The organism is Intestinirhabdus alba (genome assembly GCF_009711095.1).
Lineage (GTDB): Bacteria > Pseudomonadota > Gammaproteobacteria > Enterobacterales > Enterobacteriaceae > Intestinirhabdus > Intestinirhabdus alba.
This window is the reverse complement of record NZ_WMJZ01000002.1, coordinates 177,530-201,149: the sequence shown is the minus strand read 5'-3', so window position 1 is coordinate 201,149 and position 23,620 is coordinate 177,530. Positions and strand designations below refer to the sequence as shown.

At 58.6% G+C, this 23,620-nt stretch carries 21 protein-coding genes; 13 read left to right on the top strand and 8 right to left on the bottom strand.

Annotation, left to right across the window (positions count from 1 at the left end; translation table 11 throughout):
• Positions 1-15 precede the first annotated feature (15 nt).
• The 5 genes from pcnB to panD all read left to right on the top strand — a co-directional run bounded on the left by pcnB (position 16) and on the right by panD (position 4,192).
• A complete protein-coding gene (gene pcnB / locus GJV78_RS02525) occupies positions 16-1,413 on the top strand; it encodes a polynucleotide adenylyltransferase PcnB (RefSeq protein WP_330998774.1) in 1,398 nt (465 codons plus the stop codon).
• Positions 1,410-1,889, top strand: a complete 480-nt coding sequence (folK, locus tag GJV78_RS02520) for a 2-amino-4-hydroxy-6-hydroxymethyldihydropteridine diphosphokinase (protein ID WP_167519330.1) — start codon at positions 1,410-1,412, stop codon at positions 1,887-1,889. The genes pcnB and folK overlap by 4 nt, the downstream gene beginning before the upstream one ends.
• Positions 1,890-2,008: 119 nt before the next feature.
• Positions 2,009-2,800, top strand: a complete 792-nt coding sequence (gene panB / locus GJV78_RS02515; RefSeq protein ID WP_155106838.1) for a 3-methyl-2-oxobutanoate hydroxymethyltransferase — start codon at positions 2,009-2,011, stop codon at positions 2,798-2,800.
• An 11-nt stretch (positions 2,801-2,811) separates the two neighbouring features.
• Complete coding sequence (gene panC, locus GJV78_RS02510) at positions 2,812-3,666, top strand: pantoate--beta-alanine ligase (protein WP_167519329.1); 855 nt, start codon at positions 2,812-2,814, stop codon at positions 3,664-3,666.
• A gap of 145 nt (positions 3,667-3,811) precedes the next feature.
• Complete coding sequence (gene panD / locus GJV78_RS02505; RefSeq protein ID WP_155106837.1) at positions 3,812-4,192, top strand: aspartate 1-decarboxylase; 381 nt, start codon at positions 3,812-3,814, stop codon at positions 4,190-4,192.
• 139 nt (positions 4,193-4,331) lie between these two features.
• Here the strand turns inward: panD and GJV78_RS02500 are convergent, their stop codons facing one another.
• From GJV78_RS02500 to GJV78_RS02490, 3 genes are all read right to left on the bottom strand, one after another.
• Positions 4,332-4,769 carry a PTS sugar transporter subunit IIA gene (locus GJV78_RS02500; RefSeq protein ID WP_155106836.1) on the bottom strand — a complete coding sequence of 146 codons (438 nt, stop codon included), beginning with the start codon at positions 4,767-4,769 and terminating at the stop codon, positions 4,332-4,334.
• Positions 4,770-5,024: 255 nt separating this feature from the next.
• A complete protein-coding gene (locus GJV78_RS02495; protein ID WP_155106835.1) occupies positions 5,025-5,795 on the bottom strand; it encodes an ABC transporter permease in 771 nt (256 codons plus the stop codon).
• Entirely contained in the window at positions 5,792-6,718 is a 927-nt protein-coding gene (locus GJV78_RS02490; RefSeq protein WP_155106834.1) for an ABC transporter ATP-binding protein, read from the bottom strand. The genes GJV78_RS02495 and GJV78_RS02490 overlap by 4 nt, the downstream gene beginning before the upstream one ends.
• A 231-nt stretch (positions 6,719-6,949) precedes the next feature.
• Here GJV78_RS02490 and can point away from each other — a divergent pair, with 231 nt between their 5' ends.
• A complete protein-coding gene (gene can / locus GJV78_RS02485) occupies positions 6,950-7,612 on the top strand; it encodes a carbonate dehydratase (RefSeq protein ID WP_155106833.1) in 663 nt (220 codons plus the stop codon).
• Positions 7,613-7,671: 59 nt separating this feature from the next.
• On the opposite strand, the gene hpt is transcribed toward can, so the two are convergent.
• Entirely contained in the window at positions 7,672-8,208 is a 537-nt protein-coding gene (gene hpt, locus GJV78_RS02480) for a hypoxanthine phosphoribosyltransferase (RefSeq protein WP_155106832.1), read from the bottom strand.
• 205 nt (positions 8,209-8,413) lie between these two features.
• Here hpt and GJV78_RS02475 point away from each other — a divergent pair, with 205 nt between their 5' ends.
• Positions 8,414-10,804 carry a glucose/quinate/shikimate family membrane-bound PQQ-dependent dehydrogenase gene (locus GJV78_RS02475; protein ID WP_155106831.1) on the top strand — a complete coding sequence of 797 codons (2,391 nt, stop codon included), beginning with the start codon at positions 8,414-8,416 and terminating at the stop codon, positions 10,802-10,804.
• 196 nt (positions 10,805-11,000) lie between these two features.
• Here the strand turns inward: GJV78_RS02475 and cueO are convergent, their stop codons facing one another.
• Both cueO and GJV78_RS02465 read right to left on the bottom strand, forming a co-directional pair.
• Complete coding sequence (gene cueO, locus GJV78_RS02470) at positions 11,001-12,542, bottom strand: multicopper oxidase CueO (RefSeq protein ID WP_155106830.1); 1,542 nt, start codon at positions 12,540-12,542, stop codon at positions 11,001-11,003.
• A gap of 817 nt (positions 12,543-13,359) precedes the next feature.
• A complete protein-coding gene (locus tag GJV78_RS02465; protein ID WP_209439222.1) occupies positions 13,360-14,922 on the bottom strand; it encodes a methyl-accepting chemotaxis protein in 1,563 nt (520 codons plus the stop codon).
• Between the two features lie 647 nt (positions 14,923-15,569).
• Here GJV78_RS02465 and modA point away from each other — a divergent pair.
• The 6 genes from modA to speD all read left to right on the top strand — a co-directional run bounded on the left by modA (position 15,570) and on the right by speD (position 19,963).
• Complete coding sequence (gene modA / locus GJV78_RS02460) at positions 15,570-16,316, top strand: molybdate ABC transporter substrate-binding protein (RefSeq protein ID WP_155106828.1); 747 nt, start codon at positions 15,570-15,572, stop codon at positions 16,314-16,316.
• Between the two features lie 21 nt (positions 16,317-16,337).
• Positions 16,338-17,126, top strand: a complete 789-nt coding sequence (locus GJV78_RS02455; protein ID WP_155106827.1) for an ABC transporter permease — start codon at positions 16,338-16,340, stop codon at positions 17,124-17,126.
• Positions 17,113-17,772 (top strand): ABC transporter ATP-binding protein, encoded by a 660-nt coding sequence (locus GJV78_RS02450; protein ID WP_155106826.1) that lies wholly within the window; start codon positions 17,113-17,115, stop codon positions 17,770-17,772. Before GJV78_RS02455 ends, GJV78_RS02450 begins: the two co-directional genes overlap by 14 nt.
• A 64-nt stretch (positions 17,773-17,836) precedes the next feature.
• Complete coding sequence (locus tag GJV78_RS02445; protein WP_155106825.1) at positions 17,837-18,184, top strand: YacC family pilotin-like protein; 348 nt, start codon at positions 17,837-17,839, stop codon at positions 18,182-18,184.
• Between the two features lie 103 nt (positions 18,185-18,287).
• Positions 18,288-19,148 (top strand): polyamine aminopropyltransferase, encoded by an 861-nt coding sequence (speE, locus tag GJV78_RS02440; RefSeq protein WP_155106824.1) that lies wholly within the window; start codon positions 18,288-18,290, stop codon positions 19,146-19,148.
• Between the two features lie 20 nt (positions 19,149-19,168).
• Positions 19,169-19,963 carry an adenosylmethionine decarboxylase gene (speD, locus tag GJV78_RS02435; RefSeq protein WP_155106823.1) on the top strand — a complete coding sequence of 265 codons (795 nt, stop codon included), beginning with the start codon at positions 19,169-19,171 and terminating at the stop codon, positions 19,961-19,963.
• 138 nt (positions 19,964-20,101) lie between these two features.
• On the opposite strand, the gene yacL is transcribed toward speD, so the two are convergent.
• Both yacL and acnB read right to left on the bottom strand, forming a co-directional pair.
• Complete coding sequence (yacL, locus tag GJV78_RS02430) at positions 20,102-20,464, bottom strand: protein YacL (RefSeq protein ID WP_155106822.1); 363 nt, start codon at positions 20,462-20,464, stop codon at positions 20,102-20,104.
• A 345-nt stretch (positions 20,465-20,809) separates the two neighbouring features.
• On the bottom strand, positions 20,810-23,407 hold the full coding sequence (acnB, locus tag GJV78_RS02425; RefSeq protein ID WP_167519327.1) for a bifunctional aconitate hydratase 2/2-methylisocitrate dehydratase: 2,598 nt from the start codon (positions 23,405-23,407) through the stop codon (positions 20,810-20,812).
• Positions 23,408-23,620 lie beyond the last annotated feature (213 nt).

Here is a 23,620-nt window from a genome sequence, read left to right as displayed (position 1 = left end):
CTACCGAGGTGCCCTATTTTTACCCGAGTCGCTAATTTTTGCCGCAAGGTGCTAAGCCGCGAGGGGAGCGAGGCCGAAGCCGTCGCCGCCCGTCCGCATATGACGGTAATCCCGCGTGAGCAGCACGCTATTTCCCGCAAAGATATCAGTGAAAATGCCCTGAAGGTAATGTACAGGCTCAATAAAGCGGGATACGAAGCCTGGCTGGTGGGCGGTGGAGTACGCGATCTGCTGCTCGGCAAGAAGCCGAAAGATTTTGACGTCACCACTAACGCCACGCCGGATCAGGTGCGCAAGCTGTTCCGTAACTGCCGCCTGGTGGGCCGCCGTTTCCGCCTCGCCCACATTATGTTTGGCCCGGAAATTATCGAAGTTGCCACCTTTCGCGGCCACCATGAAGGCAGCGAGAGCGATCGCACCACCTCCCAGCGCGGCCAGAACGGTATGCTGTTGCGCGACAATATTTTCGGCTCCATTGAAGAAGACGCCCAGCGTCGCGACTTCACCATCAACAGCCTTTATTACAGCGTCGCCGATTTTACGGTACGCGACTACGTCGGCGGGATGAAAGATCTGCAGGAGGGGGTGATCCGCCTGATCGGCGATCCGGAAACCCGCTATCGCGAAGATCCGGTACGAATGCTGCGCGCCGTGCGCTTCGCCGCGAAGCTGGAGATGCGCATCAGCCCGGAGACCGCCGAGCCGATCCCGCGGCTGGCGACCCTGCTTAAGGACATTCCGCCCGCGCGCCTGTTTGAAGAAGCCCTGAAACTGCTGCAGGCGGGCTACGGCTACGAAACCTACCGCAAACTGCGCGAGCACAGCCTGTTTCAGCCGCTGTTTCCCACCATCACCCGCTATTTTACCGAAAACGGCGACAGCCCGATGGAGCATATTATCGCGCTGGTGCTGAAGAACACCGACAAGCGCATTCATAACGATATGCGCGTCAATCCGGCGTTCCTGTTTGCCGCAATGTTCTGGTATCCGCTGATGGAAACGGCGCAGAAAATCGCCCAGGAGAGCGGTCTGACCTGGCACGACGCCTTCGCGCTGGCGATGAACGACGTGCTGGACGAAGCGTGCCGCTCGCTGGCGATTCCGAAACGTCTGACCGCCCTGACCCGCGACATCTGGCAGCTGCAGCCGCGCATGTCCCGCCGCCAGGGCAAGCGCGCCTGGAAGCTGATGGAGCATCCGAAGTTTCGCGCCGCTTACGATCTGCTGGCTCTGCGGGCGGAAGCGGAGCATAGCGCCGAGCTGCAACGGCTGGTGAAGTGGTGGAGCGAATTCCAGGTTTCCGCGCCGCCGGAGCAGAAAGGTATGCTCAACGAGCTGGACGAAGAGCCGGCACAGCGCCGCCGCAGCCGCCGTCCGCGCAAGCGCGCGCCGCGTCGCGAAGGCACCGCGTGACGATCGCCTGGATCGCCATCGGCAGCAATCTGGCCTCTCCGCTGGCGCAGGTTAACGCCGCGGTTAAGGCCCTCGGCGAGATCCCCCACAGCCGGATCGTCGCCGTCTCCTCTTTCTACCGCACGCCGCCGCTCGGCCCGCAGGATCAGCCCGACTACCTGAACGCGGCCGTGGCGCTGGAGACCGCCCTTGCCCCGGAGGCGCTGCTTGACCATACCCAGCGCATCGAGCTGCAGCAGGGGCGGGAGCGCAAAGCGGAGCGCTGGGGGCCGCGCACGCTGGATCTCGACATTATGCTGTTCGGCGATGAGGTTATCGCCGGCGAGCGCCTGACGATCCCCCATTACGACATGAAAAACCGCGGCTTTATGCTGTGGCCGCTGTTTGAAATCGCGCCCGATCTCACCTTCCCCGACGGCGTTCCCCTGCGCCAGCTTCTGGCCCGCCTCGGTGCGGAAAAACCTGCCCTCTGGTAGCGCCCGCCCGCTCTGCGCCTTTTTAGCGGGCCGCGTCAAACGCCCGTTTAAATCCGTTGCCGTCGCCGGGGTTGACTGCCAAAATGCCGGAGTTTACAGGAACACCTTCAGGAAACGCTATGAAACCGACCACCATCTCGCTGCTGCAGAAATATAAGCGGGAGAGCAAACGCTTCGCCACCCTTACCGCCTATGATTACAGCTTTGCAAAACTGTTCGCCGACGAAGGCATTAAGGTGATGCTGGTGGGCGACTCGCTGGGCATGACGGTTCAGGGGCACGACTCCACGCTGCCGGTCACCGTTGACGACATCGCCTACCATACCCGCGCCGTCCGCAGCGGCGCGCCCCACGCCCTGCTGCTCGCCGACCTGCCGTTTATGGCCTGCGCCACGCCGGAGCAGGCGTTTGAGAACGCGGCCGTGGTCATGCGCGCCGGAGCCAATATGGTCAAGATCGAAGGCGGCGGCTGGCTGACGCAGACGGTAAAAATGCTGACCGATCGCGCGGTGCCGGTGTGCGGCCACCTGGGGCTGACGCCGCAGTCGGTCAATATCTTCGGCGGCTATAAGGTCCAGGGGCGCGGCGACGCCGGTCAGGGGCTGCTCGACGATGCGCTGGCGCTGGAGGCGGCGGGGGCGCAGCTGCTGGTGCTGGAGTGCGTGCCGGTGGCGCTGGCAAAACAGGTGACCGACGCGCTGTCCATTCCGGTCATCGGCATCGGCGCGGGGAACGTGACGGACGGTCAGATTCTGGTGATGCACGACGCCTTCGGCATTACCGGCGGGCATACTCCCTCATTTAGCAAAAATTTCCTGAGCCAGGCAGGCGACATGCGCGCCGCCGTACGGCAGTATATTGCGGACGTTGAATCCGGCGTCTGGCCGGACGATGAACACAGTTTCCATTAAGGAGTGTCGTTGTGCTAATTATTGAAACCCTGCCGCTGCTGCGCCAGCACATCCGAAGAGCGCGTCAGGAAGGTAAACGCATTGCGCTGGTGCCAACCATGGGCAACCTGCACGATGGCCATATGAAGCTGGTGGACGAGGCCAAAGCCCGCGCCGACGTGGTGGTGGTCAGCATTTTCGTCAACCCGATGCAGTTCGATCGCCCGGACGACCTGGTACGCTATCCGCGCACCCTGCAGGAAGACTGCGAAAAGCTGAACAGGCGCAAAGTGGAGATCGTTTTCGCACCCGTGGCGGAAGAGATCTATCCGCAGGGGGCCGAAGGCCAGACCTGGGTCGAGGTGCCGGGGCTGTCCACCATGCTGGAGGGGGCCAGCCGTCCGGGCCACTTCCGCGGCGTCGCCACCATCGTCAGCAAACTGTTCAACCTGGTGCAGCCGGATATCGCCTGTTTTGGGGAGAAAGATTTTCAGCAGCTGGCGCTGATCCGCAAAATGGTGGCCGATATGGGCTACGACATTGAGATCGTCGGCGTACCGATCGTACGCGCGAAAGATGGCCTGGCCCTCAGCTCGCGCAACGGCTACCTGACCGCAGAGCAGCGTAAAATCGCGCCGGGCCTGCACAAGGTGATGAGCGAGATCGGCGAAAAACTCCTCGCGGGCGAGCGCGATCTGCAAGAGATCGTCGCCCTCGCCGGCCAGGCGCTGAATGAAAAGGGGTTCCGTGCTGATGATATCCAAATCCGCGATGCGGATACCCTGCTGGAACTTACCGACACCAGCCGCCGGGCGGTGATCCTGATCGCCGCCTGGCTGGGCCAGGCGCGTCTGATCGATAATCAGATCGTTACATTAACGCCGTAGACAGGGCTTAAAAACCGGGCAATACTGCCCGGGAAATGTCCTGTATCAGGCCAGATGCGCCTGGTTCGTTAATATGCTCAACCTTCAGGCTGCCCTGGCGATGTAACCCGCAGGCGGCCTGAAGAATAAAGTAAAGGTAGATCCTATGATTCGCACGATGCTGCAGGGTAAACTGCACCGCGTAAAAGTGACCCAGGCGGACCTGCACTACGAAGGCTCCTGCGCCATCGACCAGGATTTCCTCGACGCGGCCGGTATCCTGGAAAATGAGGCGATTGATATCTGGAACGTGAGCAACGGCAAGCGTTTCTCCACCTATGCGATTGCCGCCGAGCGCGGTTCAAAAATCATCTCGGTCAACGGCGCGGCGGCGCACTGCGCGGCCGTTGGCGATATCGTGATTATCGCCAGCTTCGTCACCATGAGCGACGAAGAGGCGCGCAGCTGGCGGCCCAGAGTGGCCTATTTTGAAGGCGATAACCACATGAAGCGCACCGCAAAGGCGATTCCGGTTCAGGTTGCCTGACGCCGTCCTCCCCGCGGCCGATGGCCCATCGGCCGCCTGACGATCCGCCCCTTCCCCGTCTGTCTTTTCTTGTCGCCGGCCAGCCGGGTTATCCCTCTGGCCCGGCCTGCTTCCGGCTCAGCGTCGACGTCACGCCCGGCTACTCATGCCGGTCATGTAATAACACAAAGGGGGGATGCTTCTGCTGCTGGTGCCAGAGGCTGGTGGTTTCCGGCGCGCCCAGCGTCACGATCCGCTCGCGAAACGCTTCGCTGCTCATCGACTTCCGCCAGGGGAGCATCTCTTCCAGCAGCGAATAGCTAATACCGGAAATCACCTCGCATTGGGGATGTTTATGGCTCTGCAGCGACGCCACGCGCCAGGGCGTGGCCCCGGTGGTATCGGTTAAAAAAATCACCCCGTCGCCGGAGTTCGTTTCATGCAGCGCGTCGCACAGCATCCGGCTCAGCATATTGGCGCTCAGCCCGCACCAGAAATTGACCGCCCGGCACTGCGCCTGCGGCCCGTGTCTCTTTTGCAGACGCTCCAGCAGCGCCTCAGCCCGATCGTCATGACAGGTAATGACCCAACCCAACATAACCTACCTCCTTAGCGTCTGCTCTATCCGGGCGACGTTGCCCACCATCGTGAATCCGGACAGCGCCCGACACCTTACGTTAGCGTTTTACACCCCGTCAGGGCGAGCGTAGCGCGTCAGGTTCAGGGGCGGGGGCGCGCTCCCTTTTTTCGAACCAGGTTGTTAGCAGGCGAGTAGTTTATCAGGGTAATCACCAACGAAGGGTGATAATCGTCAAAAGTCCTTTTCCCGGCGTCAGCGCCGGGAAAAATCGTATCAGCTACGCAGTCCGCGACCGCGCTGAATCAGATACCAGCACAGCAGATAAAAGCCGACGATAAACACCAGCAGCACGCCGAAAGTGGTAACCAGCGGCACGTCATGAATGCCGAGAAAACCGTAGCGGAAGCCGCTTATCATATAGACGATCGGGTTCAGGTGCGACAGACCCTGCCAGAACGGCGGCAGCAGCGTTAGGGAGTAAAACACCCCGCCGAGGTAGGTCAGCGGCGTCAGCACAAAGGTCGGGATCAGGCTAATGTCGTCGAAGGTTTTCGCGAACACCGCGTTGAGCAGGCCAGCCAGCGAGAAGAGCACCGCCGTCAGGATCAGCGTCAGCGCGACGAAGGTCCATGAGTGAACCTGAAACGGCACAAAGAACAGGGAGATCGCCGTTACCAGGATGCCCACGCACAGGCCGCGCGCCACGCCGCCGCCGACAAAACCGGCGATAACCACGTGCGTCGGCACCGGTGCCACCAGCAGCTCTTCAATATTGCGCTGAAACTTGGCGCTGAAGAACGACGAGGCGACGTTGGCGTAAGCGTTGGTAATCACCGCCATCATAATCAGCCCCGGCACGATAAACTGCATATAGCTGAAGCCGTGCATCTCCCCGATCCGCGAACCGATCAGGTTGCCGAAAATAATAAAATAGAGCGTCATGGTAATGACGGGCGGCACCAGCGTCTGGATCCAGATGCGCATAAAGCGGTGGATCTCTTTCGCCCAGATACTTTTCAGCGCGACCCAGTAAAGCTGCATCATGGGCGATCTCCTTGTTTTTCATGAACCAGTGAAACGAACAGCTCTTCCAGGCGATTGGCCTTGTTACGCATACTGAGCACCTGAATGCCCTGGGCGCTCAGCTGGCTGAAGACGCTGTTCACCCCCTGCTCGCGCAGCACTTCCACCTCCAGCGTAGAGGTGTCCACCAGGCGATACTGATAACCTTCCAGCTTCGGCAGCGGGCTTTTAGGCGCTAAATCCAGAATAAAGGTTTCGGATTTCAGCTTGGAGAGCAGGCTTTTCATGGAGGTGTTTTCCACCAGCTCGCCGTGTTGAATAATGCCGATATTGCGGCACAGCATCTCCGCCTCTTCCAGATAGTGCGTCGTCAGAATGATGGTGGTGCCTTTGTCGTTTAAATCCTTCAAAAACCCCCACATAGAGCGGCGAAGTTCAATATCGACGCCGGCGGTCGGCTCATCGAGGATCAGCAGCTTTGGCTCGTGCATCAGGGCGCGGGCGATCATCAGGCGGCGCTTCATGCCGCCGGAGAGCATCCGCGCGCGTTCTTTGCGTTTTTCCCACAGATCGAGCTGCTTAAGATACTTTTCGCTGCGCGTTACCGCCTCTTTGCGCTCCACTCCGTAGTAGCCCGCCTGATTGACCACGATCTGCTGGACGGTTTCGAACGGGTTAAAGTTAAACTCCTGGGGCACCAGCCCCAGCTGGCGCTTGGCGTTAACCACGTCCTTTTCAAGATCGTAGCCAAAAACGCTGACCCGCCCGGAGGTTTTATTCACCAGCGAGCTGATGATGCCAATGGTGGTGGATTTCCCGGCTCCGTTAGGCCCAAGCAGCGCATAGAAATCACCGGCTTCAACCTGTAAATTTATCCCCCGTAGCGCCTGTACGCCCCCCGGATAGGTCTTTCTAAGTTCCTGAAGTTCCAGAGCAATGGTCATAGTTTTTTACTTACCTTACGTTCTTGCACTCTATACCCGTCATACTTCAAGTTACATGTGCGTTGGCTACGCTCACTCACCCCGGTCACATAGTTCGCTATGCTCCCGGGGATTCGCTCGCTTGCCGCCTTCCTGTAACCCGAATTATTTAGGGTATATATGGTTTAAATAATGTGGAAGTTGCCCTATATTAGCCCAACGCACTTATTTGGTTACAGGTCGTTAACCTCCATGAAAGACATAGATACACTCATCAGCAACAATGCACTATGGTCAAAAATGCTGGTGGAAGAGGATCCCGGTTTTTTTGAGAAGCTGGCACACGCGCAGAAACCGCGTTTCCTGTGGATTGGCTGTTCCGACAGCCGCGTTCCCGCTGAACGCTTAACCGGCCTGGAACCCGGCGAGCTTTTTGTTCACCGCAACGTCGCTAACCTGGTAATTCATACCGACCTGAACTGCCTCTCCGTGGTGCAGTATGCGGTTGACGTGCTGGAGGTTGAGCATATTATCATCTGCGGCCACTACGGATGCGGCGGCGTGCAGGCGGCGGTAGAAAACCCGGAGCTGGGGCTAATCAATAACTGGCTGCTGCACATCCGCGATATCTGGTTCAAACATAGCGACCTGCTCAGCGAAATGCCCCAGGAGCGCCGCATGGACACCCTGTGCGAGCTGAACGTGATGGAGCAGGTCTACAACCTGGGCCACTCAACCATCATGCAGTCTGCCTGGAAGCGCGGCCAGAAGGTGACGATCCACGGCTGGGCCTACGGCATCCACGACGGCCTGCTGCGCGATCTGGAGGTCACCGCCACCAGTCGAGACACCCTGGAGCAGCGCTATCGCCAGGGCGTTTCCGGCATCGGCCTGAAGCACATCAACCATAAGTAACGCGGCACCCGACGTGCCGTTCTGCAGGCCCGGCAGGCCGCGCCGCCGGGCTACCCGTCCTACTCGTCCAGCATAACCACTTTGCCAACGTACGGCAGATGGCGATAGCGCTGGGCGTAGTCGATACCGTAGCCGACCACGAACTCATCCGGAATAGAAAAGCCGACAAACTCAACCGGCACATTCACCTCCCGGCGGGAGGGTTTATCCAGCAGGGTGCAGATCGCCAGCGACTTCGGCCCGCGCAGGCTGAGTATTTCACGCACCTTCGACAGCGTATTGCCGGAGTCGATAATATCCTCCACAATCAGCACATCCTTCCCGCGGATATCTTCATCCAGATCCTTGAGGATTTTCACGTCGCGAGTGCTGGACATCCCGCTGCCGTAGCTGGAAGCGGTCATAAAATCGACTTCATGAGACACCTGCACTTCCCGGCACAGATCCGCCATAAACATAAACGATCCGCGCAGCAGACCGACCAGCACCATATCACTGCCGCTGTCTTTATAGTGTTCAGTAATCTGACGACCCAGTTCGGCAATACGCGCTTTGATCTCCGCTTCGGGGATCATGACTTCTACAGTATGTTTCATGTCTATAACCATATGATTTAAAAAACAAAGCACCTCATGCCCGGTCATAATAAGCGGGCGCTGAAGCGCAAGGCACGCAGTATACCAGCAAAAACATTTATTGGCGGCATCTGTTAGTAAAGTTCATTTTGTGATCATCCTCACACAACGCCTACCTATAATTAACTGCGATTAAAAAATTAACCGGTCAGGATGGAATCCTTTTATGGCTGAAAAACATTCACCATCGCCACGGCTGCTCGTGGCGCTGACGGCGCTCTTCGCCGCCCTCTGCGGGCTTTATCTGCTTATCGGCGGCGGCTGGCTGGTGGCCGTCGGCGGCTCCTGGTACTACCCCATCGCCGGGCTGGTAATGCTCGGCGTGGCGGTGCTGCTGTGGCGCGGCCGGCGCTCCGCGCTATGGCTGTATGCCGTCCTGCTCCTCGCCACGATGATTTGGGGCGTCCGGGAGGTCGGCTTCGACTTCTGGGCGCTGACGCCGCGCTGCGACGTTCTGATTTTCTTCGGCATCTGGCTCATCCTGCCCTTCGTCTGGCATCGTCTGCGCGTCCCTTCCCGCGGTGCCGTCGCCGGGCTGCTGGCGGCGCTGCTGATCGGCGGCGGCATGTTGACCTGGGCCGGGTTCAACGATCCGCAGGAGATTAACGGCACCCTGCGAACCGACGCCAGCCCTGCGGCGGCCATCTCTCAGATCGCCGACGGCGACTGGCCCGCCTACGGCCGCAATCAGGAGGGCCAGCGCTATTCTCCCCTCAGGCAAATTAACGCGGATAACGTCCACAATCTGAAGGAGGCATGGGTCTTCCGCACCGGCGATTTGAAACAGCCAAACGATCCGGGCGAGCTGACCAACGAGGTCACCCCGATTAAGGTAGGCGAAACGCTTTATCTCTGCTCCGCCCACCAGCGTCTGTTTGCCCTCGACGCGGCGACCGGCAAAGAGAAATGGCACTACGATCCACAGTTGAAGACCAACGAATCCTTCCAGCATGTGACCTGCCGCGGAGTCTCTTATCATGAGGCGAAGGCTGATACCGCCTCGCCGGAGGTGATGGCCGACTGTCCGCGCCGCATCCTGCTACCGGTTAACGACGGCCGCCTTATCGCGCTGAACGCCGACACCGGCAGGCTGTGCGAAACCTTCGCCAGCGGAGGTGTGCTCAATCTACAGAGCAATATGCCGGACACCACGCCGGGGCTTTATGAGCCGACCTCGCCGCCCATCGTCACCGATAAAACCATCGTGATCGCCGGTTCAGTGACCGATAACTTCTCCACCCGCGAAACTTCCGGGGTTATCCGCGGCTTTGACGTCAATACCGGCAGGCTGCTGTGGGCCTTCGATCCGGGGGCCAAAGAGCCGAACGCCATCCCGTCCGACGAGCACACCTTCACCTTTAATTCGCCGAACTCCTGGGCACCGGCGGCCTATGACGCGCAGCGGGATCTGGTCTATCTGCCAATGGGCGTGAGCACGCCGGATATCTGGGGCGGACACCGCACGCCGGAGCAGGAGCGCTACGCCAGCTCGATTCTGGCGCTGAACGCCACCACCGGCAGGCTGGCCTGGAGCTACCAGACGGTTCACCACGATCTCTGGGACATGGATATGCCCTCTCAGCCAACGCTGGCGGATATTACCGTGAACGGGCAGACCGTTCCGGCGATCTACGCCCCGGCGAAGACCGGCAACATCTTTGTGCTGGACCGGCGTAACGGCCAGCCGATCGTGCCCGCGCCGGAAACGCCGGTGCCACAGGGTGCCGCCAAAGGCGACTACGTCAGCAAAACCCAGCCGTTTTCTGAACTGAGCTTCCGCCCGCAGAAAAAGCTGTCCGGCGCGGATATGTGGGGCGCGACGATGTTTGACCAGCTGGTCTGCCGGGTGATGTTCCACCAGCTGCGCTATGAGGGGATCTTCACCCCGCCCTCCGAGCAGGGCACGCTGGTGTTCCCCGGCAACCTCGGCATGTTCGAATGGGGCGGCATCTCCGTCGACCCGCATCGCCAGGTGGCAATCGCCAACCCGATGGCGCTGCCCTTTGTCTCCAGGCTTATCCCCCGCGGGCCGGGCAATCCGATGGAGCAGCCGAAAGACGCCACCGGCACCGGAACCGAAGCGGGCATCCAGCCCCAGTACGGCGTGCCGTACGGCGTCACGCTGAACCCGTTCCTGTCGCCGTTTGGCCTGCCGTGCAAGCAGCCAGCCTGGGGCTACATCTCCGCGCTGGATCTGAAAACGCATAAAGTGGTGTGGAAAAAACGCATCGGCACCCCCCAGGATAGCCTGCCGTTTGCGATGCCGATACCCGTGCCGTTCAGGCTGGGGATGCCGATGCTCGGCGGGCCGATTTCCACCGCCGGCAACGTGCTGTTTATCGCCGCCACCGCCGATAACTACCTGCGCGCCTACAACATGAGCAACGGCGAAAAGCTGTGGCAGGGACGTCTGCCAGCGGGCGGCCAGGCGACGCCAATGACCTATGAGGTGAACGGTAAACAGTACGTGGTGGTTTCCGCAGGCGGCCACGGCTCGTTTGGTACAAAGATGGGCGACTATATCGTTGCTTACGCCCTGCCGGACGACGCCAGGTAATCGTCTGACAAAAAACGCCTGCCCTACTCCGCAGGCGTTTTTATATTGTCAGATCGTGGACGGCAGCTCTTTACCAAACTGAAAAAACTGAAGCGACAGTAAGGCCGCCTTCGCCTGACCGACTAAGACTTGCCCACCAGGCGTCATTGTCGCGGGCACTCTGAACACGGACGGCGCAACCGCCGTCCGGCATTTTTTATACGGTGAATCCCAGCATCATCCCCGTATCCTCATGCTCCAGCAGATGGCAGTGGGCCATATAGGCGTGCTCTTTCGGTGCCGGGTGGTTAAACTTCACCAGCACCTCGCTGACGCCGCCCTCCACCCGTACCGTATCCTTCCAGCCCGCGCGGTGCGCCGCCGGAGCCTGGCCGTTTTCCCGCAGAATGCGAAACTGCGTACCGTGAATATGGAACGGGTGCAGCATCATATCGCCCTCGCCGGAAATCACCCAGCGCTCCGGTTTGCCCCGTTCCGCCGCGAACATCGGCTGCTGCATATCGAAAGCTTTATCATTGATCTTATTGGCATTGTGGAAATCAAACGCGCCGTCGCCATGATGCATATTGCCCATGCTGCCGTGGTTCATCCCGCCATGCTCCATCCCGGCCATCGCCCGATCGCCATATTTTTGCCGCAGAAGCTGCATACCCACCATATCGAGCATCGGGTCCATTGAGAGCTGAAGTCTCCGTTCGGTCAGCCCTTCCAGCGACGGCAGCGCGGGCAGCGTCGTCAGGGTATCCGGCAGGGCACCGGAAGAACCCACCCCTACCGGCTGAATACGCATCACCGGGTGCGGCTTATCAAACGGCGCAAGGGTCATTCCCATCTGGCTGACCGGCAGGGTCAGCAGATCGAACGGCCTGCCGTCACTGACGTTTACCAGCACTTCAAAACGCTCTCCCGTCAGCATCGGCAGCGCTTCAAGCTTCACCGGCTCCGCCAGCAGCCCGCCGTCGCTGGCGATAACGTACAGCGGCCGCCGGTCGCTGGTTGCAAAATTGAGCGAGCGCGCGTTGCAGCCGTTAAGCAGGCGCAGGCGCAGCCAGCCGCGCGGAGCGGCATGCCGGGGATAGATCGCCCCGTTCGTCAGCAGGGTGTCGCCGAACCAGCCGACGGCAGCGGTCATGGCATCCAGCTGATAGTCAATCTGGCCGTCGGCGCTGAACCGCCGATCCTGAACAATAACCGGCACGTCATCAATGCCCCACCGCCCCGGCAGCGGCAGCTGGCGGATTTCCGTATCTTCGACCAGCACCAGCCCCGCCAGCCCCATCGCCACCTGACGTCCGGTCTTCCCATGCAGATGCGGATGGAACCAGCAGGTGGCCGCCCGCTGATCGACGGTAAAGGTAACGGTGCGCGTGCCGCCCGGCGGAATAATCCCCTGCGGGCCGCCGTCCACCTCGCCCGGCACCTCCAGGCCATGCCAGTGCAGGGTCGTCTCTTCAGCAAGCTGGTTATGAATGGCGACGGTGACGGTTTCTCCCCGCCGCAGCTTCAGCGCCGGGCCTGACAGGCTACCGTTGTAGCCCCAGGTGGCGGCCGCTTTTCCGCCAAAGCGGGTGTGGCCGGCCTGGACGGTAAGCCGCAGGCGGTTTTGTGAATCACGGGTAAGCAGTTCAGGAACGGGCAGCGGAGGGGGCTCGGCCGCCAGAGCGGCCCGGCTCCACGGCGGCAGCGCCAGCGCAGCGCCGAGCGCCGCGGAATATTTCAGGAAATCACGTCGTAGCATAAGCACTTCCTTATTTTAGGCTGTGTCCCTTAACCGGGCGTGGCGTCGACGCTGAGCCAGAAGCGCGTAATCAAGGCGGAGGGCGCAGGACGTAGTGAACGACGTTCAAGCCCGACAACGCAGAGTACGCGCTTCTGGTTTGCGTCCCGCAGGGCTGGGGCCATTCAGGCCCGCTGCCGCGTTGCTCGCAGCGCATCTGGAATAACCAGACCTCACGGCTCGCGCCTTGCCCCGGACCTGAATGGCCGCCAGCGACGCTCACGAACGGTTAAGGGACACAGCCTGGCAGGTAAGGCAGAGGCCGGTTCCTTCTGACTCAGCCTGCCGGATAGCGCAGGCTAAGGCGGGAACCTTATGCGCCTCCTGATAAAATAAAGGAGTCCGTTAGCCCCTGAGCGTCAGAGGAGTATATACCCTAAATAATTCGAGCTGCAGGACAAAACGCAGCGCGTTTTGCACAGCCTCAGGGCTGGCCCCGAAGGGGTGAGGCCGCAGGGCCGAATAAAGCCAACGCACATGCAACTTGAAGTATGACGGGTATGTACCCTAAATAATTCGAGTTGCATGAAGGCGGCAAGCGAGCGAATCCCCGGGAGCATAGCGAACTATGTGACCGGGGTGAGTGACAAATCTGCCCGGAGCAGATTTGAACGCCGCCCAGCGGCGGCCCGCCAGGGCGAGTCTCATGGATGAGACGAGTAACCCGTAGCCAACGCACAGGCAACTTGAAGTATGACGGGTATAAACGTTCAGACGCCCGGGAAGCCGCCCCTACGCTGACGAATTCCCGCGCCGGGCCGCCCTCTTCTGGTGAAGCTTACGCCGTTATTTCCTCCGGTCTTCTGACGAAGGAGGGAAACGAAGACTCTTCTTCATCCACCTCTTCTGTATTAAAGACGGCGATCATCTGGTTAAGATGCCTTGCCTGATCGTCCAGGCTGGCGGTCGCGGCGGCGGCCTGCTCCACCAGCGCCGCGTTTTGTTGGGTGGTGGAGTCCATCTGGTTAATCGCCACGGCGACCTGCCCTATACCGGTTTTCTGCTCTTCTGACGCCAGGGAGATCTCCTGCATCAGATCGCTGAACTGGGTCACGTACTGCACGATATTTTGCATTCCGTCTCCCGCTTCATTCACCAGCCCGGTTCCCAGCTCGATCTCATCAACCGAGGTGCGAATAATATTATTGATCTCTTTTGCCGCCTCCGCGCTTCGCGCCGCCAGGCTACGGACCTCTGATGAGACTACCGCAAAACCGCGCCCCTGCTCGCCGGCACGCGCGGCCTCCACCGCGGCGTTTAAGGCCAGAATATTGGTCTGGCTGGCGATGCCGTTAATCACATCCGTGATCTCAGCGATCTGGCTGGCGCTCTTTTCAATTCTTTCCATTGAGGCAATCGCATTTTTCATCACCTCCGCGCCGTTATTCGCGGCTCGCCTGGCGTCAGCGGCCAGCACGTTGGCCTGCTTCGCGTTATCCGTATTGTTTTCAACGGTAATCTTTATCTGCTCCATGCTGGCCGCCGTCTCCTGCAGCGCCGAGGCCTGCTCCTCGGTGCGGGACGAGAGATCGTTATTGCCCGTTGTCAGCTCAGAGGAGCTGTTGCCGATGGTATAAACGTTTCCTTTGATGGTAGAGATCATGGTGACCAGCGACTGGCGCATCGCTTCCACGTGGGAAAAGATATCACCAATTTCATTTTTCTCGAAGTTGGTTAACTTTTTGCTCAGGTCGCCTTTACTGATTCTGCCAATATCTACTGCAAGCGCGTTAAGGCGGCGGACAATTTTCGCTTTGGCAATATACAACGAGAAACCAAACAGGCACAGCGAGAGAAGAACAAAAATAAAGGCAAATATCTTCAATGTAAATACGGCGCGCTCAGCACCATTAATAAAATCAATTCTTTCGCGTTCAGCCTTACCTATTTCCTCCCTGATAAGGTTAGTAATTTCAGATAATTTCGAGCTGGTAGAGGTGGTGGCATTCTGCAGGTTCAATATTTGTGACATGGAAAAGTCATAAATTTTTATCAGCGCCTGAGAGCGGTCAATGATGTCGTCATAACGGGTATTATGCAGCTGATCCAACTCCAGGAGTGCCTGTTCGGTCAGCTTTCGTCTACGCTGGTAGTCATCGATATATTTTTGCGTTGGTTTTCTTGAGGCCTCGATATCGGCATCAAGGGTATTGATGCTCCCGCGCATCATAGATAAGTTGTATCTGATCTCGTTAATTTTATTGGTTTGGTTACTCATGTCAGAAGAAACTTGTAGCGCGGTAGCCGTCTTATCCGCCATTGAGAGCGAAGTAACGGAAAAAGCAATTGCACAAAGCATCATGGCAAGAGGAATAGAGATAATAGTGGTGGATATTTTCATCGTTGCTCCATAACACAGAAATTTTATAGACAGGCTTCTCATGCAACTGTTTAACGAAGTTTCTTACTACAGTCAAATAGATAAAAAATGGAAACAACTATGATTTATGATTGGCCTGGTATAAAAAAAGTCAGTTCCATTTAACGTGATATAAGCAGGCAAAAAAAACGGGAGAATTTACTTTATTACGGCAGCTTAATCTGAAATAAACCTCCCTTTCAGAACTTCTCCGGCACAGCATTTTTAATAGCAAACCATTGTTTATCTCTCTGATTTGGCGAAGCGGTAGCCAATGAACCGCCGCTGGCTGCAAAAATTGCCGATCGTCATCACATTTTTGCGAACAGAAAAAGAGGGGCGGATTTGAACATGGTTATATAACACAGTATATATCGATTTTGTAACCGGAAGGTGGGCGACGTCGGGGCCAGTCGCCCGCCGCGCTGGCGGAACTGAGTCTCCCGGAGTCTTCGGGTTACATAACAAAACCAAAGTGCTTTGGAGAGCGCCGGGTCGGCACCCTGGCGTAAGAGGGGATGCTCCTGATGAAGCCCCTGAAACGCAGGAGACGAGCAGTAGCTCGCCCAGAGCCAACGCACAGGCAGCCTTCATGCAACTCGAATTATTTAGGGTATAAGGACATATTCATGATCCCCGTAAAATCTCTTCTCACCGGTTTGCTCCTCTGCTGTAGCCTTTTCGCCGCGGCCGCCGATTTACATCTCTATGCGGGAGCCGGCCTGCGCGCGCCGGTTGATGAAATTATCGCGCGTTTTGAAAAAGAGACCGGCCATCGCGTCACGGTAGAATACGGCGGCTCAGGGCAGATCCTCACCCGCGTTCAGCTCACCCGGCGGGGCGATCTGTTTCTGCCCGGCTCCGCTGACTACGTGGATAAACTCAGCGCGGAGGGTCTGGTCAGCGCCGCTTTTCCCCTCGTGCTTCATACGCCGGTCATGGCGGTTCGCAAAGATAAAGCCGCCGGTATCACCACCTTTGCGCAGCTTGCCGAAAGCCAGCTGAAGCTCGGAATGGGCGATCCTAAGGCGATAGCGCTGGGGAAAAGCGGTGAAAAGCTGCTGGCGCTTACGGGCTACGGAGAATCCCTGCGGGAAAAAGTAGTGGTCAGAACCGCCACCATTAAACAGCTGGTCGTTTACCTGCTCAACGGCGATGTGGACGCCGCCGTTATTGGTCGCACAGACGCCGTAAACAATAGCGATACGTTAGTTATTCTGCCAACGCCCGCCGGCACTCCGCAAGAGATCGCGACGCTGGCCCTTTTGCAGAGCAGCCAACATCCCGAAGAGGCGCGCCTGCTGGCGGACTACTTTGCTGCGGCTCCGGCGATTAAGGTCTTTACGGACAGGGGCTATCTGCCCGTCAGTAAATAACCTTCCACAACAGGTGCACGGATGTCTAAGCTGATTTTTCTGCCGCCCTGCCTGCTGCTGGCGCTGGTGCTGGGTTCGCTCTTATCGCTACTCTTTGAACTGGATCTGGCAACGCTTATCCAGGTTCTCGGCGATCCGGAGCTGCATTTTGCCGTTTTGCTCTCGTTGGGAACCGCCCTGCTTTCCCTGACGCTGTCGCTGCCGATCGGCATTTCCGCAGGCTGGGTGATGGCCCGTATGTCCTTCCGGGGCAAAGGCGTTATCAATACGCTGCTCGATATTCCGCTGGTGACGCCCCCGCTGATCGTCGGCATCGGCCTGCTGCTGCTGCTTGGACAGCGCGGGCCGCTGGCATCGGTGCTGCCCGGCTTATCGGGGCTGCTGTTTTCCCCCTTTGGCGTGGTGATCGCGCAAACCTATGTGGCGAGCGCCATTATTCTGCGCTCCGCCAGCGCGGCCTTCTCCGGAATCGATAAGGCTTATATCAACACCGCCTGGAACCTGGGGCTGACGCCGCTGCGCACCCTCTTTCTGGTGGAGATCCCGCTGTGTCGCCACGCCCTGCTGGGAGGCTGCGTGCTGGCCCTCGCCAGGGCGCTGGGAGAATTCGGCGCGACGCTGATGCTGGCCGGGGCGATACGCCTGAAAACCGAAACCCTGCCGGTCGCCGTCTATCTGAATATCGCCAGCGGTGATTTTTCTCTCGCCATCGGCTGCGCGCTATTACTCATTATGCTGGCAGGGAGCCTGCTGCTGGCGCTGCACCAGCTGCAGCGCCTTGATAAGGAAACTCCCCATGCTGCGCATTGAGCGCCTGAGCACGCAGGCCTTCAGCGATCTGAGCTTTCATGCGGCGGAGGGCTGTTGCACCGTCATCGTCGGCCGGTCGGGCAGCGGCAAAACGACGCTGCTGAACGCCATCGCCGGAACGATCCCCTGTCAGGGACATATCGCGATTGACGGACGCCGCATTGATAATGTGCCCGCCTGGCAGCGCCCGTGCCGCTATCTCAACCAGCGGTTATATCTTTTCCCGTACCTGACGGTGGCGGGAAACCTGGCTCTGGCGCAGTACGCCGCCGGGCAGCCCAGGGCGAAACGGGCGCAAATGGCAATCCTGGACGAGCTGGGTATCGCGCACCTGGCGCACCGCTATCCGCGGCAAATCTCCGGCGGCGAGCAGCAGCGGGCGGCGTTAGCCAGGGCGATGATCTCACGCCCCCGCCTGCTGCTGCTGGACGAGCCCTTTTCCAGCCTGGACTGGGATATCCGCCGCCAGCTATGGGAGAAGGTAAAAAACCTGCAGCGGCGCGGAGTGACGATCCTGCTGGTTACCCATGAGCCCCAAGAGACACAGTTTCTGGCGCAGACGCGGTGGGTCATGGCGGCGGGCCGGCTTGAGGAGTCCACCCTGCCCGTGGCGTCAGGGAGCTGCATAGCGCACCCGAGGCAATAATAAAGGTCGTCGCCTTGCCCACAGTATGCTAACGTTTAATTCTCGTTACACTGTGGTAGAAGCAATGAAGACGTTGTTCAGCACACTTTTATTCGGCGGCCTGCTGGCCATATGCGCAAACAGCTATGCGCTCAGCGAATCTGAAGCGGAAGATATGGCCGACTTAACGGCCGTTTTTGTTTTTCTGAAAAACGACTGCGGCTATCAGAACCTGCCCAACGGCCAGATCCGGCGCGCGCTGGTTTTTTTCGCCCAGCAGAACCGCTGGGATCTGAGCAACTACGACGCCTTCGATATGAAGTCCCTCGGCGAAGACAGCTACCGCGATCTGAGCGGCATCGGCATTCCGATGGCGAAGAAATGCACGGCGCTGGCCCGTGATTCTCTCAGTCTGCTGGCCTACGTTAAATAATTCCTTTACCTTACTGATGAAACATTGACCGTGCATCTGCGGTCATTGTTAGCTATGACGCTGCGCCTTTTTATAGAGGTGTTAACTAAGGAGGTAACAACCGATGGCCAAAAATCCACAGTGGCATGAAACGCTGCACGATCAGTTTGGGCAATACTTTGCCGTAGACAAGGTTCTGTATCATGAAAAAACCGCTCTTCAGGATCTGATCATCTTCGAAAACGCCGCCTTTGGCCGCGTTATGGCGCTGGACGGCGTGGTGCAGACCACCGAACGCGATGAGTTTATCTATCATGAGATGCTGACCCACGTTCCGCTGCTGGCGCACGGCCGGGCGAGGCACGTGCTGATTATCGGCGGCGGCGACGGAGCGATGCTGCGCGAAGTAACGCGGCACAAAGAGATCGAAACCATCACTATGGTGGAGATCGACGCCGGTGTCGTTGCGTTCTGTCGCCAGTATTTACCCAACCACAGCGCCGGCAGCTATGACGATCCGCGCTTCACGCTGGTCATTGACGACGGCGTCAACTTCGTCAGCCAGACCCACCGGACCTTTGATGTCATTATCTCCGACTGCACCGATCCTATCGGTCCAGGCGAAAGCCTGTTCACCTCGGCGTTTTACGAGGGCTGCAGGCGCTGTCTCAATCCCGGCGGCGTTTTCGTCGCGCAGAATGGCGTCTGCTTTCTGCAGCAGGACGAGGCGCTCAACAGCTACCGCAGGCTGAGCCGCAGCTTCGCTGACGTCAGCTTCTACCAGGCCGCGGTGCCCACCTATTACGGCGGCATTATGACCTTCGCCTGGGCCACGGACAATCAGGCGCTGCGCGCGCTCTCCAGCGAGATTATTCAGGCGCGTTTCCATAAGTCCGGCCTGAAGTGTCGCTACTACAACCCGGCTATCCACACCGCGGCGTTTGCCCTACCGCAATATCTGCAGGATGCGCTGTCCGCACGGTAATTCTGAGGAGGTGAACTCAATTGAAAAAACTTAAGCTGCACGGCTTTAACAACCTGACGAAAAGCCTGAGTTTTTGTATTTACGATATCTGCTATGCCAAAACCGCAGAAGAGCGCGATGGTTACATCGCCTATATTGACGAACTCTACAACGCCAACCGCCTGACCGAAATTTTGTCGGAAACCTGCTCGATTATCGGTGCCAATATCCTCAATATCGCCCGCCAGGACTACGAGCCGCAGGGGGCCAGCGTCACCATTCTGGTCAGCGAGGAGCCGGTTGACCCGCGGCTTATCGACAAAACCGAACATCCCGGCCCGCTGCCGGAAGCCGTGGTTGCCCATCTCGACAAAAGCCATATCTGCGTACATACCTACCCGGAAAGCCATCCGCAGGGAGGGCTGTGCACCTTCCGCGCCGACATTGAGGTCTCCACCTGCGGCGTTATATCACCGCTGAAGGCGCTGAATTATCTGATTCATCAGCTGGAATCAGATATTGTCACCATCGACTATCGGGTTCGCGGTTTTACCCGCGATATCAACGGCATGAAGCACTTTATCGATCATGAGATCAACTCCATCCAGAACTTTATGTCGAAGGATATCAAGTCGCTGTATGACATGGTGGACGTGAACGTCTATCAGGAGAATATTTTTCACACCAAAATGCTGCTGAAAGCGTTCGACCTTAAGCACTATATGTTCCATACCAGACCGGAAGATCTGACGGAAGCGGAGCGCCAGGAGATTGCCGCTGCGCTGTGGAAAGAGATGCGCGAAATTTACTATGGGCGCAATATCCCAGGCATATAACGTTTAATACCCATCGCCGTTACGCTGACTGCATCCGCATCAGGGTAACGGCCCCGATCGGGCTCCATAAAAATCAAAGAAGCATTTTTAAGCAGAAAAACCGGGCGCTGACGCCCGATTCAGTCGAAGTGAAACCGATCAGGATTGCTGCATAAACTCTCTGTATGCTTTCACCACCTGCAGAAAGTCCTCCACGCCGCACAGGGACAGGCTCTCTTCATCGTAATAATTCATCCCGTCCTCCATTTCGTCGCCGGTAAACGCCAGCTGGTTGGCGCGGATCATCACCTCCTCACCGTCCATCCAGAGCGTATATTCATGCCCCGTCCGCTGCCAGCTGCGCTCGCTGCCTTTGAGGGCGCGCGCCGCCTGTTCGACTTCGTCCAGCAGCGCCAGATTCGTCTTTACCTCTTCATTAAACCAGTGGCCTGTCGCCTCATGGCCCATAGACATACGCACCAGCACCCGTCCGGTAACATCACGCAAAAATTCATAATCCATAGCGTTTTCCTCTGCAAAGCCGTTACGGCAATTATCGCAGCAGTGAGGAAGAAAAGAAGCGTGTGGGGCGGGAAGAATGGAAATAAAAAAGATGAGGGTGACCCCCTGCGATCTGGCCCCCTTCCCCACCGGGAGAGGATCAAAACAGAAAAAACCGTCTCTGGGGGAGAGGGTTCAGGTTGATGACAAAGAGGGAAAAAACGTGGTTTTTCCCTCTTCGTGGTTAGCAGCCGAAAATCAATGAATTGATTTTCCTTGTTTATTTTTGTGGTGATTATGGCCGAACGAGTTCGGCCTGGGGTTTGTCATCAGTCTCAACCGTCTCTGGGGAGACGGTTTTGCTGTTTATACCGCCGTCTGGAAAATAACGCCGTCCGCTTTTTCGGTGTACTGAGCAAGCTGGTTGAAGTTCAGATAACGGTAGGTGTCCATCGCGCTCTTATCCACCTGGGCCATGAAGCTCTGATACTCTTCCGGCGTCGGCAGCTTACCGGTCAGCGCCGCCACGGCCGCCAGCTCCGCCGAGGCCAGATAGACGTTGGCACCGGTGCCTAAGCGGTTCGGGAAGTTGCGGGTCGAGGTGGAAACCACCGTTGCGCCGTCCGCCACCCGCGCCTGGTTGCCCATGCACAGGGAACAGCCCGGAATTTCAACACGCGCGCCGCTCTTGCCAAATACGCTGTAGTAGCCCTCTTCGGTGAGCTGCGCGGCGTCCATGCGGGTCGGCGGTGCCACCCACAGGCGGGTCGGCAGCTGGCCCTGATGCGCGTCCAGCAGCTTACCCGCCGCCCGGAAGTGGCCAATATTGGTCATACAGGAGCCAATAAACACTTCGTCGATCCGCTGGCCCTGCACCTCGGAGAGCAGGCGCGCGTCGTCCGGATCGTTCGGCGCGCAGAGGATCGGCTCCTTAATATCGGCCAGATCGATGTCGATCACCGCCGCGTATTCCGCATCGGCGTCAGCTTCCAGCAGCTGCGGATCCGCCAGCCATTTTTCCATTCCCTGAATACGGCGCTCCAGGGTGCGGCGATCGCCGTAGCCCTCCGCAATCATCCACTTCAGCAGGACAATATTGGAGTTCAGGTATTCGCTAATCGGCTCTTTGTTCAGCTTGATGGTGCAGCCGGCCGCAGAGCGCTCGGCGGAGGCGTCGGTCAGCTCGAACGCCTGCTCCACCTTCAGATCCGGCAGGCCTTCAATTTCCAGAATGCGGCCGGAGAAGATGTTTTTCTTGCCTTTCTTCTCAACGGTGAGCAGCCCCTGCCTGATGGCGTACAGCGGGATCGCGTGTACCAGATCGCGCAGGGTGATCCCCGGCTGCATTTTGCCTTTAAAGCGCACCAGCACCGACTCCGGCATGTCCAGTGGCATCACGCCGGTGGCGGCGGCAAAGGCCACCAGACCGGAGCCAGCCGGGAAAGAGATACCGATGGGGAAGCGGGTATGGGAATCACCGCCGGTGCCGACGGTGTCCGGCAACAGCATACGGTTCAGCCAGGAGTGGATAACGCCGTCGCCCGGACGCAGCGATACGCCGCCGCGGTTCATAATGAAGTCCGGCAGGGTATGGTGCGTGGTGACGTCAACCGGCTTCGGATAGGCCGCGGTATGGCAGAAGGACTGCATCACCAGGTCGGCGGAGAAGCCGAGGCAGGCCAGATCTTTCAGCTCGTCGCGGGTCATCGGGCCGGTGGTATCCTGCGAGCCTACCGAGGTCATCTTCGGCTCGCAGTAGGCTCCGGGACGCACGCCGGCGACGCCGCAGGCGCGACCCACCATCTTTTGCGCCAGCGAGTAGCCGCGAGCGCTTTCCGCCACGTCCTTCACCTGACGGAACACGTCGCTGGGCGGCAGCGCCAGCGCTTCACGCGCTTTGCTGGTCAGACCGCGGCCGATAATCAGCGGGATACGCCCGCCGGCGCGCACTTCATCGATCAGCACGTCGGTCTTCAGCGTGAAGCTGGCCAGCAGCTCGCCGGTTTCATGGCTGCGCACTTCGCCTTTATACGGGTAAACGTCAATCACGTCGCCCATGTTGAGGTTGGAAACATCCACCTCCACCGGCAGCGCGCCCGCGTCTTCCATCGTATTAAAGAAGATAGGGGCAATTTTGCCACCGAGCACCAGGCCGCCGCTGCGCTTGTTCGGTACGTTGGGAATATCGTCGCCCATAAACCACAGCACCGAGTTGGTGGCGGATTTACGCGAGGAGCCGGTGCCGACCACGTCGCCGACGTAGGCCAGCGGAAAGCCTTTTTGCTGCAGCGCCTCGATCTGCCTGATTGGGCCAACTGCGCCAGGCTTATCCGGATCGATGCCCTCACGGGGGTTTTTCAACATGGCCAGGGCGTGCAGCGGAATGTCCGGGCGCGACCAGGCATCAGGGGCCGGCGACAGGTCGTCGGTATTGGTTTCGCCGGTGACCTTGAAAACGGTAACGGTCAGCTTCTCCGCCAGCGGCGGACGGCTCAGGAACCACTCAGCGTCGGCCCAGGAGCGCAGCACCTGCTCCGCATAGCGGTTGCCCGCTTTGGCTTTGTCGACCACGTCGTAGAAGCTGTCGAACATCAGCAGGGTATGGCACAGCGCTTTAGCGGCAAGCGGTGCCAGCCGGTCATCGTCCAGCGCGTCGATCAGCGGGTGAATGTTATATCCGCCCTGCATAGTGCCGAGCAGTTCGACGGCTTTTTCGGGGCTGACCAGCGGGGATGAGGTTTCGCCTTTGGCGACGGCGGCAAGAAAGCCCGCCTTAACCCAGGCGGCTTCATCGACGCCGGGGGGAACACGGTTGACTAACAGGTCTGACAGGAATGCTTCTTCGCCTGCGGGCGGATTTTTCAGCAGCTCGACGAGCGCGGCCATTTGGGTCGCATCTAAGGGTTTGGGCACAATCCCCTCGGCGGCACGTAAAGCCTGATGCTTACGGTATTCTTCTAGCACGACGGTTCTCCTCGCTCTCATTGTCATAGTGCGGCAGGCGATTCTCTTCACGCTCCTGTGAGACAGCAGTTAGTAGGGTAAATGCCCGATACCGCAACCGGCAGAATAGCAGGATTTTATTGAGGTGTTAATGTGTTTACAAAAAAGCAACATAGAAAAGTGGCTGAATCGTTAAGCATGGTCTAATGTTGCGGGCGTTTTCAGGGCGAAGCA

Excerpts from the sequence above, each read along its gene's own strand:
- GJV78_RS02455 (WP_155106827.1), top strand. The coding sequence starts at position 16,338 with ATGTCTAAGCTGATTTTTCTGCCGCCCTGCCTGCTGCTGGCGCTGGTG.
- can (WP_155106833.1), top strand. The coding sequence starts at position 6,950 with ATGAAAGACATAGATACACTCATCAGCAACAATGCACTATGGTCAAAA.
- modA (WP_155106828.1), top strand. The coding sequence starts at position 15,570 with ATGATCCCCGTAAAATCTCTTCTCACCGGTTTGCTCCTCTGCTGTAGC.
- GJV78_RS02445 (WP_155106825.1), top strand. The coding sequence starts at position 17,837 with ATGAAGACGTTGTTCAGCACACTTTTATTCGGCGGCCTGCTGGCCATA.
- panD (WP_155106837.1), top strand. The coding sequence starts at position 3,812 with ATGATTCGCACGATGCTGCAGGGTAAACTGCACCGCGTAAAAGTGACC.
- GJV78_RS02465 (WP_209439222.1), bottom strand. The coding sequence starts at position 14,922 with ATGAAAATATCCACCACTATTATCTCTATTCCTCTTGCCATGATGCTT.
- cueO (WP_155106830.1), bottom strand. The coding sequence starts at position 12,542 with ATGCTACGACGTGATTTCCTGAAATATTCCGCGGCGCTCGGCGCTGCG.
- GJV78_RS02490 (WP_155106834.1), bottom strand. The coding sequence starts at position 6,718 with ATGACCATTGCTCTGGAACTTCAGGAACTTAGAAAGACCTATCCGGGG.
- GJV78_RS02450 (WP_155106826.1), top strand. The coding sequence starts at position 17,113 with ATGCTGCGCATTGAGCGCCTGAGCACGCAGGCCTTCAGCGATCTGAGC.
- speE (WP_155106824.1), top strand. The coding sequence starts at position 18,288 with ATGGCCAAAAATCCACAGTGGCATGAAACGCTGCACGATCAGTTTGGG.
- panB (WP_155106838.1), top strand. The coding sequence starts at position 2,009 with ATGAAACCGACCACCATCTCGCTGCTGCAGAAATATAAGCGGGAGAGC.
- GJV78_RS02475 (WP_155106831.1), top strand. The coding sequence starts at position 8,414 with ATGGCTGAAAAACATTCACCATCGCCACGGCTGCTCGTGGCGCTGACG.
- hpt (WP_155106832.1), bottom strand. The coding sequence starts at position 8,208 with ATGAAACATACTGTAGAAGTCATGATCCCCGAAGCGGAGATCAAAGCG.
- GJV78_RS02495 (WP_155106835.1), bottom strand. The coding sequence starts at position 5,795 with ATGATGCAGCTTTACTGGGTCGCGCTGAAAAGTATCTGGGCGAAAGAG.
- yacL (WP_155106822.1), bottom strand. The coding sequence starts at position 20,464 with ATGGATTATGAATTTTTGCGTGATGTTACCGGACGGGTGCTGGTGCGT.
- GJV78_RS02500 (WP_155106836.1), bottom strand. The coding sequence starts at position 4,769 with ATGTTGGGTTGGGTCATTACCTGTCATGACGATCGGGCTGAGGCGCTG.